We start from the raw sequence: 13,220 nt of genomic DNA on the forward strand, positions 1-13,220 counted from the left end.
CTTGTACCGGTGGAGAGCCCTGTGTCGCCGAAGCCAGGCGAACGGAACCCGAAAGTGTGTACTGCTCTTGCCCCCGGGGTGGCCGGTCCGCTAGGGCCGGAAGTCCGCGACGTGGTCGCGGGCCCACTGGTCGAAGGCGCGGGCCGGGGTGCCGGTGAGTTCTTCCACGGTGCCGGTGATCTCCGGGGGCACGCCGACGCTCTGTGCGACGGTCTCCAGCAGCCGGCCGAGCATCCGCGGCTGCACGTACGGGAACAGTTCCGGGCCGGCCTCGGCCGGGTCCGCCTCCTCGAACGCCAGCTTCCTGCCGAGCGCGTCGCCGATGGCGGCGACCTGTCCGGCGTTGCTGACGGCCGCGGGTCCGGTCAGCCGGTGCACGGCGCCCTCGTGCCCGTCGCCGAGCAGGACGCGCTCGGCGACGGCGGCGATGTCGTCCTCGTGGATGGGCGCGGAAAGCGCGCCGGCGTAGACGCCGCGGACGGTGTCGCCGCCCGTGCGGACCTGCGGGGCGTACTGGAGCGCGTTGGTGGCGAAGGCGTTGGGCCGCAGGAAGGTCCAGGCGAGCCCGCTGTCGCGGATGTGCCGCTCGGCGGTGGCGTGCATGACGTGGATGGGGTGGGTCTCGTCGGCGCCCTCCTGGACGATGCCGCTGGAGAGCAGGACGGCGTGCCGTACGCCGTGTTCGCGGGCCGCCGCCAGCAGCGGGGCGGTGACGGCCTGCGCGTACAGGAAGAGTTTCGTCACCCCGGTGAACAGGGCGGCGGGGTCGTCCGGGCGGAACGCCACCGTCTCGGCCCGCCCGGGCAGGCCGGCCCGGGCGGGGTCGCGGGTCAGCGCCCGGACGGGCGCTCCCGCGGCGAGGAGTCGGTCGACGAGGGCACGGCCGACGTTGCCGGTCGCGCCGGTCACTGCGATCACGGTGCTGCCTCCAGGGCTCGGATGATCACTGACCGCCCGAGCCTAGGCAGCGCGGCCCGTGGGCCGCATCGTCGGCAGGGACCAGCCGCGCCCTACGCCGTCGGTCGTACGCCCTCCTGTCCGGACCGCTGTGCTTCGCGGACGCGCAGGGCGCGGGCGAGGTCGTCCAGGCGGTCGGCGAGGGCACGGCGCAGCGCCGGGGTGAGGTCGTCGGCGCGCAGGCACTCCTCGCCGAGCCGGAGGTTCCCGGTGTCGACGGCGTGGGCGGGGAAGCACCAGCGGCCGGCGGCGGTGGCGATGGCGGGGCCGCGGCGGGCGGCGACGGCGGCCACGTCGGCGTAGAAGCGCGGCACGTACGGGCGGACCAGTTCGGCCTGTTCGGGCTGCCAGAAGCCCTGGGCGGTGGCGGTGAAGAGGTAGTTGGACAGGTCGTCGCCCGCGAACATCGCCTCCCAGGCGGCGCGCTTGGCCTCCGGGTCGGGCAGCGCGGCGCGGCAGCGGGCGGCGCCCTCCTGGCCGGCGGCGCTCGGGTCGCCCGCCAGCTCGGCGGCGATGGCGGCCTCGTCGATGGCGCCGAGCACGGCGAGCCGGGCGAGGATGCGCCAGCGCAGTTCGGGGTCGAGTTCCGGGCCGCCGGGCACGGTGCCGTCGGCGAGCCAGGCGGCGATGGTCTCGGGGTGGGCGGCCACGTCGATCAGGTGCCGCACGGCGATCAGCCGCAGGCCGGGGTGGTCGCCGTCCTCGGTGCGGCGCAGCAGGTCGCGGCAGAGGGAGGTGAGGGTGGTCAGGGCGGCCGGCCGGTCGGCCGGGTCGAGGTACTGCCCGGTGAGCTGGCCGGCGGCGAAGGCGAGGACACCCTGGGTGATGGCCAGGTCGGTCTCGCGGGGCAGGTGGGCGCGGGCGGTCTCCAGGTAGGCGGCGGGCGCCAGGTCGCCGTCGCGTACGGAGTCCCTGAGGGCGTTCCAGACGACCGCGCGGGTGAGCGGGTCGGGCAGCCCGGACAGTCCGGTGCGCAGGGTCTCGAAGGAGGCGGCGTCGAAGCGGATCTTGGCGTAGGTGATGTCGCCGTCGTTGAGGACGATCAGCGCGGGGCGCTTGCCGATGGGCTGCGGGTCGGTCCGGGGCAGGTCGAGGTCGATGCGCTCGCGCAGCACCAGCCGGCCCTCGTCGGCGAGGTCGTGGTCGTACAGTCCGACGCCGAGGCGGTGCGGGCGGCCGCCCGCGCGGTCGACGGTCAGCGCGCAGGTGCCGCCGGCGGCGGTGACCGTGGGGACGAGGGTGTCGACGCCGGTGGTGCGCAGCCAGCTGTCGGCCCAGGCGGCCACGTCGCGGTCGGTGGCCGAGGCGAGGGAGTCGATGAAGTCGGCGAGGGTGGCGTTGCCGAACTTGTGCCGGGCGAAGTGGGTGTTGATGCCGGTGAGGAAGTCCTTCTCGCCGAGCCAGGCGGCGAGCTGGCGCAGCGCGGAGGCGCCCTTGGCGTAGGAGATGCCGTCGAAGTTGAGCAGGGCGGAGGCCGTGTCGTCGACGCGGTCGGGGGCGACCGGGTGGGTGGTGGGACGCTGGTCGGCGTCGTAGCCCCAGGCCTTGCGGGTGACGCCGAACTCGGTCCAGGGGCCGGTGAACCGGGTGGCCTCGGCGGTGGTCTGGTAGCCCATGTACTCGGCGAAGGACTCGTTCAGCCAGATGTCGTCCCACCACTTGAGGGTGACGAGGTCGCCGAACCACATGTGGGCCATCTCGTGCGCGATGACCATGGCGCGGGACTGGCGTTCGGTGTCGGTGACGGCGGAGCGGTAGACGAACTCGTCGCGGAAGGTGACCAGGCCCGGGTTCTCCATGGCGCCGGCGTTGAACTCGGGGACGAACGCCTGGTCGTAGGAGTCGAAGGGGTAGGGCTCCTCGAACTTCTCGTGGTAGCGGTCGAAGCACGCGCGCGTGACGTCGAGGATCTCGTCGGCGTCGAGGTGGGGGGCGAGGGAGCGGCGGCAGTGGACGCCGAAGGGCAGCCCGCGGTGTTCGGTGCGCACCGAGTGCCAGGGGCCGGCGGCGACGGCGACCAGGTAGGTGGAGATCGGCGGGGTGGGCGCGGCCTGCCAGACGCCGTCGCCGCGGCGGGTGGTGACGCTGTTGGCGAGGACGGTCCAGCCCTCGGGTGCCTTGATGCCGACCTCGAAGACGGCCTTCAGGTCGGGCTGGTCGAAGGCGGCGAAGACGCGCTGGACGTCGTCCATGAACAGCTGGGTGTAGACGTACGTCTCGCCGTCGCTGGGGTCGGTGAAGCGGTGCATGCCCTCGCCGGTGCGGGAGTAGCGCATGGCGGCGTGGACACGCAGCTCGTGCTCGCCGGCGGCGAGGTTCTTCAGCGGCAGCCGGTTCCCGGTGAGCGAGCCGGTGTCGAGGGGCTGTCCGTCGAGCGTGACGCCGTGCAGCTCGGCAGGCTTCAACTCGACGAACGTGTCCCCGTCGAACCGGGTGGTGAACCGGATCGCGGTACGGGAGTCGAAGGTCTCGTCACCGGTGGTCAGGTCGAGTTCGACCGTGTACCGGTGGACGTCGAGGATCTCTGCTCGGAGCTGCGCTTCATCGCGCGTGAGTACGGACATGAAGGCCATGCTGCCTGATGCCGCCGACAGCGCACAGGGGCGGACCGGTACATCGGCCCCCGCCCGTGCGCGCCCGGTCCGGACGCTTCCCCCCGGCGCCCCCGGCGGTGCCCGGTCAGTGGCCCGCCGGGGCCTCGTGCGCCGGTTGCCCGCTCTGGGTGCTCTCGGCGATCCGCTCGTGGTGCCGGATCACCTCGCCGATGATGAAATTCAGGAACTTCTCCGCGAAGGCCGGGTCGAGCTTGGCGTTCTCGGCGAGCACGCGCAGCCGGGCGATCTGCCGGGCCTCGCGGGACGGGTCGGCGGGCGGCAGCTGGTGCTGCGCCTTGAGCCGGCCGACCTGCTGGGTGGCCTTGAAACGCTCGGCGAGCATGTGGACGACGGCCGCGTCGATGTTGTCGATGCTCTCGCGCAGCCGCTCCAGTTCCTGGCGGACCTCGGGGTCGATGGCATCGGGGCCGGTGTTGCTGGTCGTCATGAGGGCCAACCCTATGCGCTGCGGGGGCCGTGCCGCCGGGGTGTCCGAGGACTGGATCAGCGGCGGATCGCCGGGGTCGGGGACGCGGTCGCTCCAGCCGCCGGGCACGGTGCGGCCCTGCTGGGCGCGGAAGCGTACGGGGGCGAGACCGACGCGCCGGGTGAACAGCCGGGAGAAGTAGGCGGGGTCGTCGTAGCCGACGCGGCGGGCGACGGCGGCGACGGGCAGCTCGGTGGTGGCGAGGAGTTCCTTGGCCCGGCCGAGGCGGATGCCGAGCAGGTAGTCCTTGGGGGTGCAGCCGGCCGCCCGGCGGACCGCGCCGCGCAGTTCGGCGGTGGTCATGCCGTGCCGGGCGGCGTGGTCGGCGACGCTCATCGGGGTGCAGGCGTCCCGGGCCAGGGCGGCGAGCACCTGGTCGCCGCCCCGGGCGAGGTCGGCGCGGGCGCGGCGCAGGGCGACGAGGAGTTCGTGCACGGCGGCCGCGGTCTCGGCCTGGAGCAGGGGGTTGCCGGGGCGGGCGGCGCGGGCGATGCGGGCGATGACGGTGCGCGGGCCGGAGGCGTCGGCGAGCGGGGTCACGGGCCGGTCGGGGTCGATGTAGCCGAGTTCGCGGTAGGCGGCCGTGGCGGGCCCGGTGAAGTCGACGAAGCCCTCGTCCCAGCCGGTGTCCGCGTCGGGCGCGTAGTGGTGGGGCACGCCGGGGGTGAGCCACAGCAGCGCGGGCGCGGTGACGGTCGTGCGGCGGCCGTCGGCGCCCCGGTACCAGCCGCCGCCGGAGCTGATCACGACGGCCACGTGGTGGTCGAGGGTGCGCGGGCCGACCGTGGGCAGCGCGCCGTGCTGGAGGCCGACGCCGAGGCAGACCAGGCCGAGGCGGTGGTGGGCGGGGCCGGGGCTGAAGAACCGCATCCAGGTCCGGTACATCGGCGCTCCTCCCGGCGGGCCGCGCGGCGCGGTTTTGTCCAAGCAGCGCCGATCTTCGTCCATGGCGCCGGGTGCCGGAAGGGGGCGAGGCTGGGGCGGACGCAGGAGGCCGCGGCGGGGAGGGCGCTTGAGCGAGTTCACGGTGGGGGAATCGGGGTTCCGCGTGGACGGGCGCCCGGTGCGGCTGCTGTCCGGGTCGCTGCACTACTTCCGGGTGCACGAGGCCCAGTGGGGGCACCGGCTGGCCATGCTGCGGGCGATGGGCCTGAACTGCGTGGAGACGTACGTCCCGTGGAATCTGCACGAGCCGCGCCCGGGGACCTTCCGGGACGTGGGGGCGGTCGGCCGGTTCCTGGACGCGGTCGGCGCGGCGGGGATGTGGGCGATCGTGCGGCCGGGTCCGTACATCTGTGCCGAGTGGGAGAACGGCGGGCTTCCGGCGTGGCTCACGGGCGAGGTGGGCACGCGCGCGCGTACGCGTGAGGCGCGCTGGCTGGCCCGCGTGCGTATCTGGTTCGCCCGGCTGCTGCGCGAGATCGTGCCCCGTCAGAGCGACCGGGGCGGCCCGGTGGTCCTGGTCCAGGTGGAGAACGAGTACGGCAGCTACGGCAGCGACACCGGTTATCTGGAGGAGCTGGCCGGTCTGCTGCGGGCCGAGGGGGTCACCGCGGCGCTGTGCACCTCGGACGGTCCGGAGGACCACATGCTGACCGGGGGTTCGCTGCCGGGGGTGCTCGCCACGGTGAATTTCGGCTCCCACGCGCGCGTGGCGTTCGACACGCTGCGCCGGCACCGCGGGGAGGGGCCGCTGATGTGCATGGAGTTCTGGTGCGGCTGGTTCGACCACTGGGGCGGCGAGCACGCCGTACGGGATCCGGCCGAGGCCGCTGGGGCGCTGCGGGAGATCCTGGAGTGCGGGGCGTCGGTGAACCTCTACCTGGCGCACGGCGGCACGAGTTTCGGGGGCTGGGCGGGCGCCAACCGGGGCGGTGCGCTGCACGAGGGACTGCTGGAGCCGGACGTGACCTCCTACGACTACGACGCGCCGGTGGACGAGTACGGCCGCCCCACGGAGAAGTTCCGGCGCTTCAGCGAGGTGCTGGCCGGGTACGTGCCGGGTCCGCTGCCCGGGCTGCCGCCGCCGCCCGCCGTGCTGGGCGCCCCGGCCGAGGCGGCGCTCACCGGCTGGGCGTCCCTGGCGGAGGTGCTGGGGGCGCTGGGCGGGCCGGAGACGGTCACGCCGGTGCCGCCGGTGTTCGAGGAGCTGGGGATCACCCGGGGCCTGGTCCGCTACGCGGTCGAGGTGCCCGGCCCGCGCCGGGCGTACCCGCTGACCGTGCGCGGGCTGCGCGACCTCGCCGTGGTGTACGTCGACGGGGAGCGGGCCGGGGTGCTCACGGAGGCGGAGCCGCGGCTGGCGGAGCCGGTGGCGGGGCACGCGCGCGTGGAGCTGTGGGTGGAGTCCCTGGGGCGGGTGAACTACGGGCCCCGGCTCGGGGAGCCGAAGGGGATCACCGGCGGCATCCTGCACGAGCGGCAGTATCTGCACGGGGTACGCGCGCGTGGGCTCGATCTGGACGCGTTCGACGACGGTGTGGCCGCGGTGCCCTTCGGTGCGCCGCCCGGCAGGCACGCGCCGGGGCTGTACCGGGGCTCGGTGACGGTCCGGGGGGCCGGGGACGCCCGGCTGGAGCTGCCCGGCCGGACCCGGGGGTTCGTCTGGGTCAACGGCTTCAACCTGGGACGTTACTGGTCGGCGGGGCCCCAGCGGTCGCTGTATGTGCCCGGGCCGGTGCTGCGGGAGGGCGAGAACGAGGTGTGGGTGCTGGACCTGGACGAAGGGCGGCCGGACGCGCCGGCTCCGCGCTTGCTGCCGGTGTGAGGGCCGCGGGCGCGGTCTGCCGGGCCGGGTGCCCGCGGCTCCCCCGGCAAGGCGCCGTTCGCCGGGACCCTCCCTCGTACGGTTTCGCCGGGCCCCCTTCCGCATACGGTTCCGCCGGGGTCCCTCCCGCCTACAGTGGAGAGGAGTTCCGGCGGCTTCAGGGGGTGCCGACGTGGCCAACGGCGGACCGGTCGAGCACGGCTACCCGCACCTGGAGACGGTGCGGGCCGCCGTCACCGCGCTGTACCGGCGGCTGTCCCGGGACACCATCGAGACGTTCTCGGCCAGCGTGGCCCCCGCCGACGTGGCCTTCTGCGATACGGACGACCTGCATCTGGGCGCGCAGCGGGTGGCCCGGGAGATCGTGCGGCACTTCCGGTTGCCGGACGCGCGGCTGATCGTCGGCTTCCGGGAGATGACCCACGCGGCGAACGTGGAACTGGCGGCGGGCCCCGAGTACTTCGTCGAGCTGAACGACCGGTTCCGCACCCATCGCGCCGACATCGGCGCGGCCCTCGCCCACGAGGTGGCGCACGTCTATCTGCACCGGCTGGACCTGGCCTTCCCCGGCACGGCGGAGAACGAGATCCTGACGGACACGGCGGCGGCCTACCTGGGCGCGGGCTGGCTGCTGCTGGACGCCTACCGCCAGGACGCGGTCTCCTCCCAGAAGCTGGGCTATCTCACCCCGGAGGAGTTCGGTTACGTCCTGGCCAAGCGGGCGCTGCTGTTCGGCGAGGACCCGTCCCTGTGGTTCACCAGTCCGCAGGCCTACACCGCCTACGTCAAGGGCAGGGACCGGGCCCGCCGGGACGGGCAGCAGCCGCCGCTGGCCGCCGCCGGCTGGGCGGGCCGCCGCCGCTACGCCCACGACCGCCGGCACGCCTGCGACGGCCCGCCGGCCACGCCGTACGCCTTCGCCGCCGGCCCCGGCGGCCGGCTCCGGGTCTCCTTCCCCTGTCCCACCTGCCACCAGCGGATCAGGGTGCCGGTACAGGGGCGGGTGCGGGCGCGGTGCGGGTTGTGCCGGACGGTGCTGGAGTGCGACACGTAGCCCTCCTGCCCTGCCCGGGGGCCGGGCGGGGTCGGCCTACGTCCCGTACACCCGTCCCGGCGGCTCCGCCTCCGCCAGCAGTCTCCGGGCCGCCTCCCCCGCCCCGGCCGGTGTCCAGCGGGCGCCCTTGTCGGCGGTGGGGCCGGGGCGCCAGCCCTCCATGACGGTGATCCGGCCGCCCTCCGCCTCGAACACCCGGCCGGTCACCCCGGCGCTCCCGGCCGAGCCGAGCCAGACCACGAGCGGCGAGACGTTCTCGGGTGCCATGGCGTCGAAACCGGTGGCCGGAGCCGCCATGGCCGTGGCGAAGGCACGTTCCGTCATGCGGGTCCGGGCGGCCGGGGCGACGGCGTTGACCTGGACGCCGTAGCGGGCCAGTTCGGCCGCCGCGACGAGCGTGAGGCCGACGATCCCGGCCTTGGCGGCGCTGTAGTTGCCCTGCCCGACCGAGCCCAGCAGACCGGCCCCGCTGCTGGTGTGGACGACCCGGGCCACGGGGAGGCGCCCGGCCCCGGCCTCGGCCCGCCAGTAGCCGGCGGCGTACTTGAGCGGCAGGAAGTGACCCTTGAGGTGGACGCGGATCACGGCGTCCCAGTCGTCCTCGGCGAGGTTGACCAGCATGCGGTCGCGCAGGAACCCGGCGTTGCTGACGAGGGTGTCGAGCCGGCCGTAGGTCTCGACGGCGGTGCGGACCAGGCCGGCCGCGCCCGCGCCGGTGGCGATGTCGGCGCCGTGCGCCACCGCTTCACCGCCCGCCGCCCGGATCTCCGCCACGACGGCGTCCGCCGGGTTCCCGGTGTCCGGGGCGCCGTCCAGCGCCACGCCGAGGTCGTTGACGACGACCCGGGCACCCTCGGCGGCGAAGGCGAGGGCGTGGGCCCGGCCGAGCCCCCGGCCGGCTCCGGTGACGGCGACGACCCGGCCCGCGCAGATACCGCTCATCTCAGCTGTCCTTCCGGGGAGTCGGTACGGGTACGTGGGGCGCGGCGGCGTCCAGGAACGCGGGCCGTTCCCCGCCCCCGTGCACTTGCAGGCTGGCCCCGCTGATGTACGCGGCGGCGTCGGAGGCGAGGAACACGGCGGCGGCGCCGACGTCGGCGGGGAGCGCGAGCCGGCCCAGCGGGACGGTGCGGGAGACGGCGGCGACCCCCTCGGGGCCGCCGTAGTGGAGGGGGGCCGGCTCGGTGTGGACCATGCCGACCACGAGCGTGTTGACCCGGACCTCCGGCGCCCACTCCACGGCCATGGACGCGGCCAGGCTGGCGAGCCCCGCCTTGGCCGCGCCGTAGGCGGCCGAGCCGGGCGAGGGACGGCTCCCGCTGACGCTGCCGATCATCACGATCGAGCCGTGGCTGCGCCGGAGGTGGTCGTAGGCGGCGAGGGACGCGGTCAGCGGGGTGATCAGGTTCAGCTCGACGACCTTGGCGTGCCGTTCGGCGCCGGCGTCGGCGAGGTGCCGGTGGGGTGTGCCGCCGGCGTTGTTGACCAGTACGTCGAGGCGGGGCAGTCCGGCGAAGAAGGCGCGGACGGCGGGCGGGTCGCGCAGGTCCAGCGGGACGAAGCCGATGCCGGGCGCGGGCCGGTCGGGGGGCCGGCGGGCGCAGGCCAGGACGTGGGCGCCCGCCTCGGCGAAGGCCCGCGCGATCCCGGCGCCCACGCCCCGGGTGCCGCCGGTGACCACGACCGTGCTGCCGCGCAGTGAGGAGTCCGCCGGACGGTCGCCCGCAGGTGGGGTGCCCGCAGGCCGGTTGTCCACAGGGGGGTTGTCCACAGGGGGGTTGTCCACAGGGCCTCCCGCTGGTCCGCGTCGGCTGCTAGCTTCGAAGCCATCGCACCTAACAAATGTTTGGTGGAAAGGTAGCTGATGCGCCCATGGGTGTCTCCTGTTCGTCCCCGGAAAAGGGGATTTCCGTAGTCACCGTCGACTTCCCGCCGGTCAACGCCCTGCCGGTGCGCGGCTGGTTCGCCCTGGCCGAGGCCGTGCGAGGGGCCGGCCGGGACCCGGGGACCCGCTGTGTGGTGCTGGCCGCCGAGGGCCGGGGATTCAACGCGGGCGTGGACATCAAGGAGATACAGGCGGCCGGGCAGGAGGCCCTGATCGGCGCCAACCAGGGCTGCGCGGAGGCGTTCGCGGCGGTCTACGAGTGCGGGACACCGGTCGTCGCGGCCGTGCAGGGCTTCTGCCTGGGCGGCGGGATCGGCCTGATCGGCAACGCGGACGCGGTGGTGGCGAGCGAGGACGCCGTCTTCGGACTGCCCGAGCTGGACCGGGGCGCGCTGGGCGCGGCGACCCATCTGGCCCGGCTGGTCCCGCAGCACCTGATGCGCACGCTGTATTTCACCGGGCGCACGGTCAGCGCCGCCGAGCTGCACGCGCACGGCTCGGTGTGGCGGGTGGTGCCGCGCGCGGAGCTGCCGGAGGCGGCGCTGGGGCTGGCCCGGGAGATCGCCGCGAAGGACGGCGGGCTGCTGCGCATGGCCAAGGCCGCGATCAACGGCATCGACCCGGTGGACGTGCGCCGCAGCTACCGCTTCGAGCAGGGCTTCACCTTCGAGGCGGGCCTCAGCGGACTGGCCGGCCGGGTCCGCGACACGTTCGGAAGGCAAGGGCGGCAGGGGAAGGAGGGGGCGTAGATGGGCGACAAGACGATGACCGCCGAGGAGGTGGTGTCCCGGCTGGCGAGCGGCATGACCCTCGGCATCGGCGGCTGGGGCTCCCGGCGCAAGCCGATGGCGCTGGTCCGGGCGCTGCTGCGGTCCGGCATCGGCGATCTCACGGTCGTCTCCTGCGGCGGCCCGGACGTCGGCATGCTGGCCGCCGCCGGCCGCATCCGCAGACTGGTCACGGCCTTCGTCACCCTGGACTCCATTGCGCTGGAACCGCACTACCGGGCGGCGCGCGAACACGGGGACCTGGAGCTGATGGAGATCGACGAGGGGATGTTCCTGTCCGGGCTGCGGGCGGCGGCGCAGCGGCTGCCGTTCCTGCCGGTCCGGGCGGGCGTCGGCTCGGACGTCATGCGGGTCAACCCGGGGCTGAGAACGGTGACGTCGCCGTACGCGGACGGGGAGACGCTGGTGGCGATGCCGCCGCTGCGACTGGACGCGGCGCTGGTGCACGTCAACCGCGCCGACCGGCTGGGCAACGGGCAGTACCTGGGCCCGGACCCGTACTTCGACGACCTGTTCTGCGAGGCGGCGGACGCGGCCTACGTCTCCTGCGAACGGATCGTGGACACGGCGGAGCTGACGAAGACGGCCGGACCACGGTCGCTGCTGCTCAAACGGCTCGCGGTGACCGGTGTGGTGGAGGCACCGGACGGCGCGCACTTCACGTCCTGCGCCCCGGAGTACGGCAGGGACGAGGAGTTCCAGCGGTGGTACGCGGCCACGCCCTGGCCGGACTTCGCCGGCCGCTTCCTCGGCGCCGACGAGGCGGCGTACCGGGCGGCGGTCGGGAAGTGGCGGACGGAGCCGGGGCGATGAGGGCCACCCGCGCCGAGTACTGCGTGGTCGCCTGCGCCGAGGTCTGGCGCGGCGCCGGTGAGGTCCTGGCCTCCCCGATGGGTCTGATCCCGTCGCTGGGCGCGCGGCTGGCCCGGCTCACCTTCGCGCCGGACCTGCTGCTGACCGACGGCGAGGCGCTGCTGGTCCGGCCGGACGGCACCCCGGAGGGCTGGCTGCCCTACCGGCAGCACCTGGAACTGGTGGCGGGCGGGCGGCGGCACGTGATGATGGGCGCGAGCCAGCTCGACCGGTACGGCAACCAGAACATCTCCTGCGTCGGCGACTGGGCCCGCCCGCGCAGACAGTTGCTCGGCGTGCGCGGGGCGCCGGTCAACACACTGAACAACCCGACGAGTTACTGGGTGCCGAGGCATTCCCGGCGGGTGTTCGTGGAGCGGGTGGACATGGTGTGCGGGGTCGGGTACGACCGGGCGGCCGGCCTGGGCGGCGCGGCCCGGTACCACCGCATCGCCCGGGTGGTCACCGACCTCGCCGTCCTGGACTTCGCCACTCCCGACCACTCCATGCGGCTGGTCTCGGTGCATCCGGGGGTGACCGTCCGGCAGGTCAGGGAGGCGACGGGCTTTCCCCTGACGGTCCCGGCCGACGTGCCGCCCACCCGCGATCCCGGGGCGGCGGAACTGCGTCTGATCCGCGAGGTACTGGACCCGGCGGGTTCCCGGACGCGCGAGGTACCGGAGGGCGCGGCGGCCGACGGAGACCGGCACCGGGCCGAGGGGAGGGCCTGAATGGGAACCTGGACCGGGCTCGGGGGGCGGGGCTGATGGAGACGGCGTTGACCCGGCTGGTCGGGGTGCGGTGTCCGATCGTGCAGACCGGGATGGGATGGGTGGCCGGACCACGCCTGGTGTCGGCGGCGGCGAACGCCGGTGCCCTCGGCATCCTGGCCTCCGCGACGATGCCGCTCGACCGGCTCCGGGAGGCGATACGGGAGGTCCGGTCCCGCACCGGGGCGCCGTTCGGGGTGAACCTGCGGGCCGACGCGGGTGACGCGGCCGACCGGGTCCGGATCCTGCTGGAGGAGGGGGTCCGGGTGGCCTCCTTCGCCCTGGCCCCCTCGCCCGGGCTGATCGCGGAGCTGAAGGCGGCGGGGGTGGTGGTGATCCCGTCCGTCGGGGCCCGGCGGCACGCCGAGAAGGTGGCGGCCTGGGGCGCGGACGCGGTGCTGGTGCAGGGCGGCGAGGGCGGCGGGCACACCGGCGAGGTGGCGACGAGCGTGCTGCTGCCGCAGGTGGTGGACGCGGTGCGGATCCCGGTCGTGGCGGCGGGCGGCTTCTTCGACGGGCGGGGGCTGGTGGCGGCGCTGGCGTACGGGGCGGCCGGGGTGGCGATGGGCACGCGGTTCCTGCTCACCTCCGACTCCACGGTGCCGGACGCGGTCAAGGCCCGGTATCTCGCGGCGACGGTCCGGGATGTCACGGTGACCCGCGCGGTGGACGGCCTGCCGCACCGGATGCTGCGCTCGGACCTGGTGGCGGCGCTGGAGCGGTCGGGCCGGATCCGCGCCCTCGCGCACGCGGTGCGGCGGGCGGCCGGCTTCCGGCGGCTGTCCGGGCTCACCTGGCGGCAGCTGCTCCAAGACGGCCTCGCCCTGCGGCACGGCAAGGACCTGACCTGGAGTCAGACGCTGCTGGCGGCCAACACGCCGATGCTGCTGAGGTCGGCGATGGTGGACGGCCGTACGGATCTGGGGGTGATGGCGGCCGGGCAGGTCGCCGGGGTGATCGGCGACCTGCCGTCGTGCGCGGAGCTGGTGGAACGGATCATGAGGGAGACGGAGGAGGTGCTGACCGGACTGGAGAAACTGAGGGGCGCTCGATGAGCCCGGGCGCG

General features: G+C 74.7%; 11 protein-coding genes and 1 pseudogene. 6 read left to right on the forward strand and 6 right to left on the reverse strand.

Annotation, left to right across the window (positions count from 1 at the left end):
- Nucleotides 1-90: 90 nt before the first annotated feature.
- The 4 genes and pseudogenes from IE251_RS09055 to IE251_RS09070 form a co-directional block, all read right to left on the reverse strand.
- Nucleotides 91-918 (reverse strand): NAD(P)H-binding protein, encoded by an 828-nt coding sequence (locus IE251_RS09055; protein WP_189752379.1) that lies wholly within the window; start codon nucleotides 916-918, stop codon nucleotides 91-93.
- A 92-nt stretch (nucleotides 919-1,010) separates the two neighbouring features.
- Nucleotides 1,011-3,521, reverse strand: a complete 2,511-nt coding sequence (pepN, locus tag IE251_RS09060) for an aminopeptidase N (protein ID WP_189752380.1) — start codon at nucleotides 3,519-3,521, stop codon at nucleotides 1,011-1,013.
- Nucleotides 3,522-3,636: 115 nt separating this feature from the next.
- Nucleotides 3,637-3,999 carry a chorismate mutase gene (locus IE251_RS09065; protein WP_189752590.1) on the reverse strand — a complete coding sequence of 121 codons (363 nt, stop codon included), beginning with the start codon at nucleotides 3,997-3,999 and terminating at the stop codon, nucleotides 3,637-3,639.
- A 51-nt stretch (nucleotides 4,000-4,050) separates the two neighbouring features.
- A pseudogene (locus tag IE251_RS09070) lies at nucleotides 4,051-4,923 on the reverse strand (helix-turn-helix domain-containing protein); the annotation flags it as partial.
- A 127-nt stretch (nucleotides 4,924-5,050) separates the two neighbouring features.
- Between IE251_RS09070 and IE251_RS09075 the strand changes: the two are divergent.
- Together IE251_RS09075 and IE251_RS09080 are read left to right on the forward strand one after the other, a co-directional pair.
- On the forward strand, nucleotides 5,051-6,805 hold the full coding sequence (locus IE251_RS09075; protein WP_189752381.1) for a glycoside hydrolase family 35 protein: 1,755 nt from the start codon (nucleotides 5,051-5,053) through the stop codon (nucleotides 6,803-6,805).
- 172 nt (nucleotides 6,806-6,977) lie between these two features.
- The gene (locus tag IE251_RS09080) at nucleotides 6,978-7,859 is read left to right on the forward strand and encodes a hypothetical protein (RefSeq protein WP_189752382.1); all 882 of its coding nucleotides are present in this window, start codon (nucleotides 6,978-6,980) and stop codon (nucleotides 7,857-7,859) included.
- A 36-nt stretch (nucleotides 7,860-7,895) separates the two neighbouring features.
- Here IE251_RS09080 and IE251_RS09085 read toward each other — a convergent pair whose 3' ends face one another.
- Entirely contained in the window at nucleotides 7,896-8,801 is a 906-nt protein-coding gene (locus IE251_RS09085) for an SDR family oxidoreductase (RefSeq protein ID WP_189752383.1), read from the reverse strand.
- Nucleotide 8,802: 1 nt separating this feature from the next.
- A complete protein-coding gene (locus tag IE251_RS09090; RefSeq protein ID WP_189752591.1) occupies nucleotides 8,803-9,558 on the reverse strand; it encodes an SDR family oxidoreductase in 756 nt (251 codons plus the stop codon).
- 173 nt (nucleotides 9,559-9,731) lie between these two features.
- Between IE251_RS09090 and IE251_RS09095 the strand changes: the two genes are divergently transcribed.
- Genes IE251_RS09095 through IE251_RS09110 form a run of 4 tightly spaced genes read left to right on the forward strand, consistent with a single transcriptional unit; the run spans nucleotide 9,732 to nucleotide 13,209 of the window.
- On the forward strand, nucleotides 9,732-10,493 hold the full coding sequence (locus IE251_RS09095) for an enoyl-CoA hydratase family protein (protein WP_189752384.1): 762 nt from the start codon (nucleotides 9,732-9,734) through the stop codon (nucleotides 10,491-10,493).
- Entirely contained in the window at nucleotides 10,494-11,345 is an 852-nt protein-coding gene (locus tag IE251_RS09100) for a CoA transferase subunit A (protein WP_189752385.1), read from the forward strand.
- Nucleotides 11,342-12,115, forward strand: a complete 774-nt coding sequence (locus IE251_RS09105; RefSeq protein WP_189752386.1) for a CoA-transferase subunit beta — start codon at nucleotides 11,342-11,344, stop codon at nucleotides 12,113-12,115. Before IE251_RS09100 ends, IE251_RS09105 begins: the two co-directional genes overlap by 4 nt.
- A gap of 35 nt (nucleotides 12,116-12,150) precedes the next feature.
- Nucleotides 12,151-13,209 carry an NAD(P)H-dependent flavin oxidoreductase gene (locus IE251_RS09110; RefSeq protein ID WP_189752387.1) on the forward strand — a complete coding sequence of 353 codons (1,059 nt, stop codon included), beginning with the start codon at nucleotides 12,151-12,153 and terminating at the stop codon, nucleotides 13,207-13,209.
- The last annotated feature ends 11 nt before the right edge of the window (nucleotides 13,210-13,220 follow it).

Origin of the sequence: Streptomyces eurythermus, assembly GCF_014649115.1 — a bacterium.
Classification (GTDB): Bacteria; Actinomycetota; Actinomycetes; order Streptomycetales; family Streptomycetaceae; genus Streptomyces; species Streptomyces eurythermus.

What these genes read in the sequence shown, in the direction of transcription:
- pepN (WP_189752380.1), bottom strand. Translation starts at nt 3,521, where the DNA reads ATGTCCGTACTCACGCGCGATGAAGCGCAGCTCCGAGCAGAGATCCTC.
- IE251_RS09065 (WP_189752590.1), bottom strand. Translation starts at nt 3,999, where the DNA reads ATGACGACCAGCAACACCGGCCCCGATGCCATCGACCCCGAGGTCCGC.
- IE251_RS09085 (WP_189752383.1), bottom strand. Translation starts at nt 8,801, where the DNA reads ATGAGCGGTATCTGCGCGGGCCGGGTCGTCGCCGTCACCGGAGCCGGC.
- IE251_RS09095 (WP_189752384.1), top strand. Translation starts at nt 9,732, where the DNA reads ATGGGTGTCTCCTGTTCGTCCCCGGAAAAGGGGATTTCCGTAGTCACC.
- IE251_RS09100 (WP_189752385.1), top strand. Translation starts at nt 10,494, where the DNA reads ATGGGCGACAAGACGATGACCGCCGAGGAGGTGGTGTCCCGGCTGGCG.
- IE251_RS09105 (WP_189752386.1), top strand. Translation starts at nt 11,342, where the DNA reads ATGAGGGCCACCCGCGCCGAGTACTGCGTGGTCGCCTGCGCCGAGGTC.
- IE251_RS09110 (WP_189752387.1), top strand. Translation starts at nt 12,151, where the DNA reads ATGGAGACGGCGTTGACCCGGCTGGTCGGGGTGCGGTGTCCGATCGTG.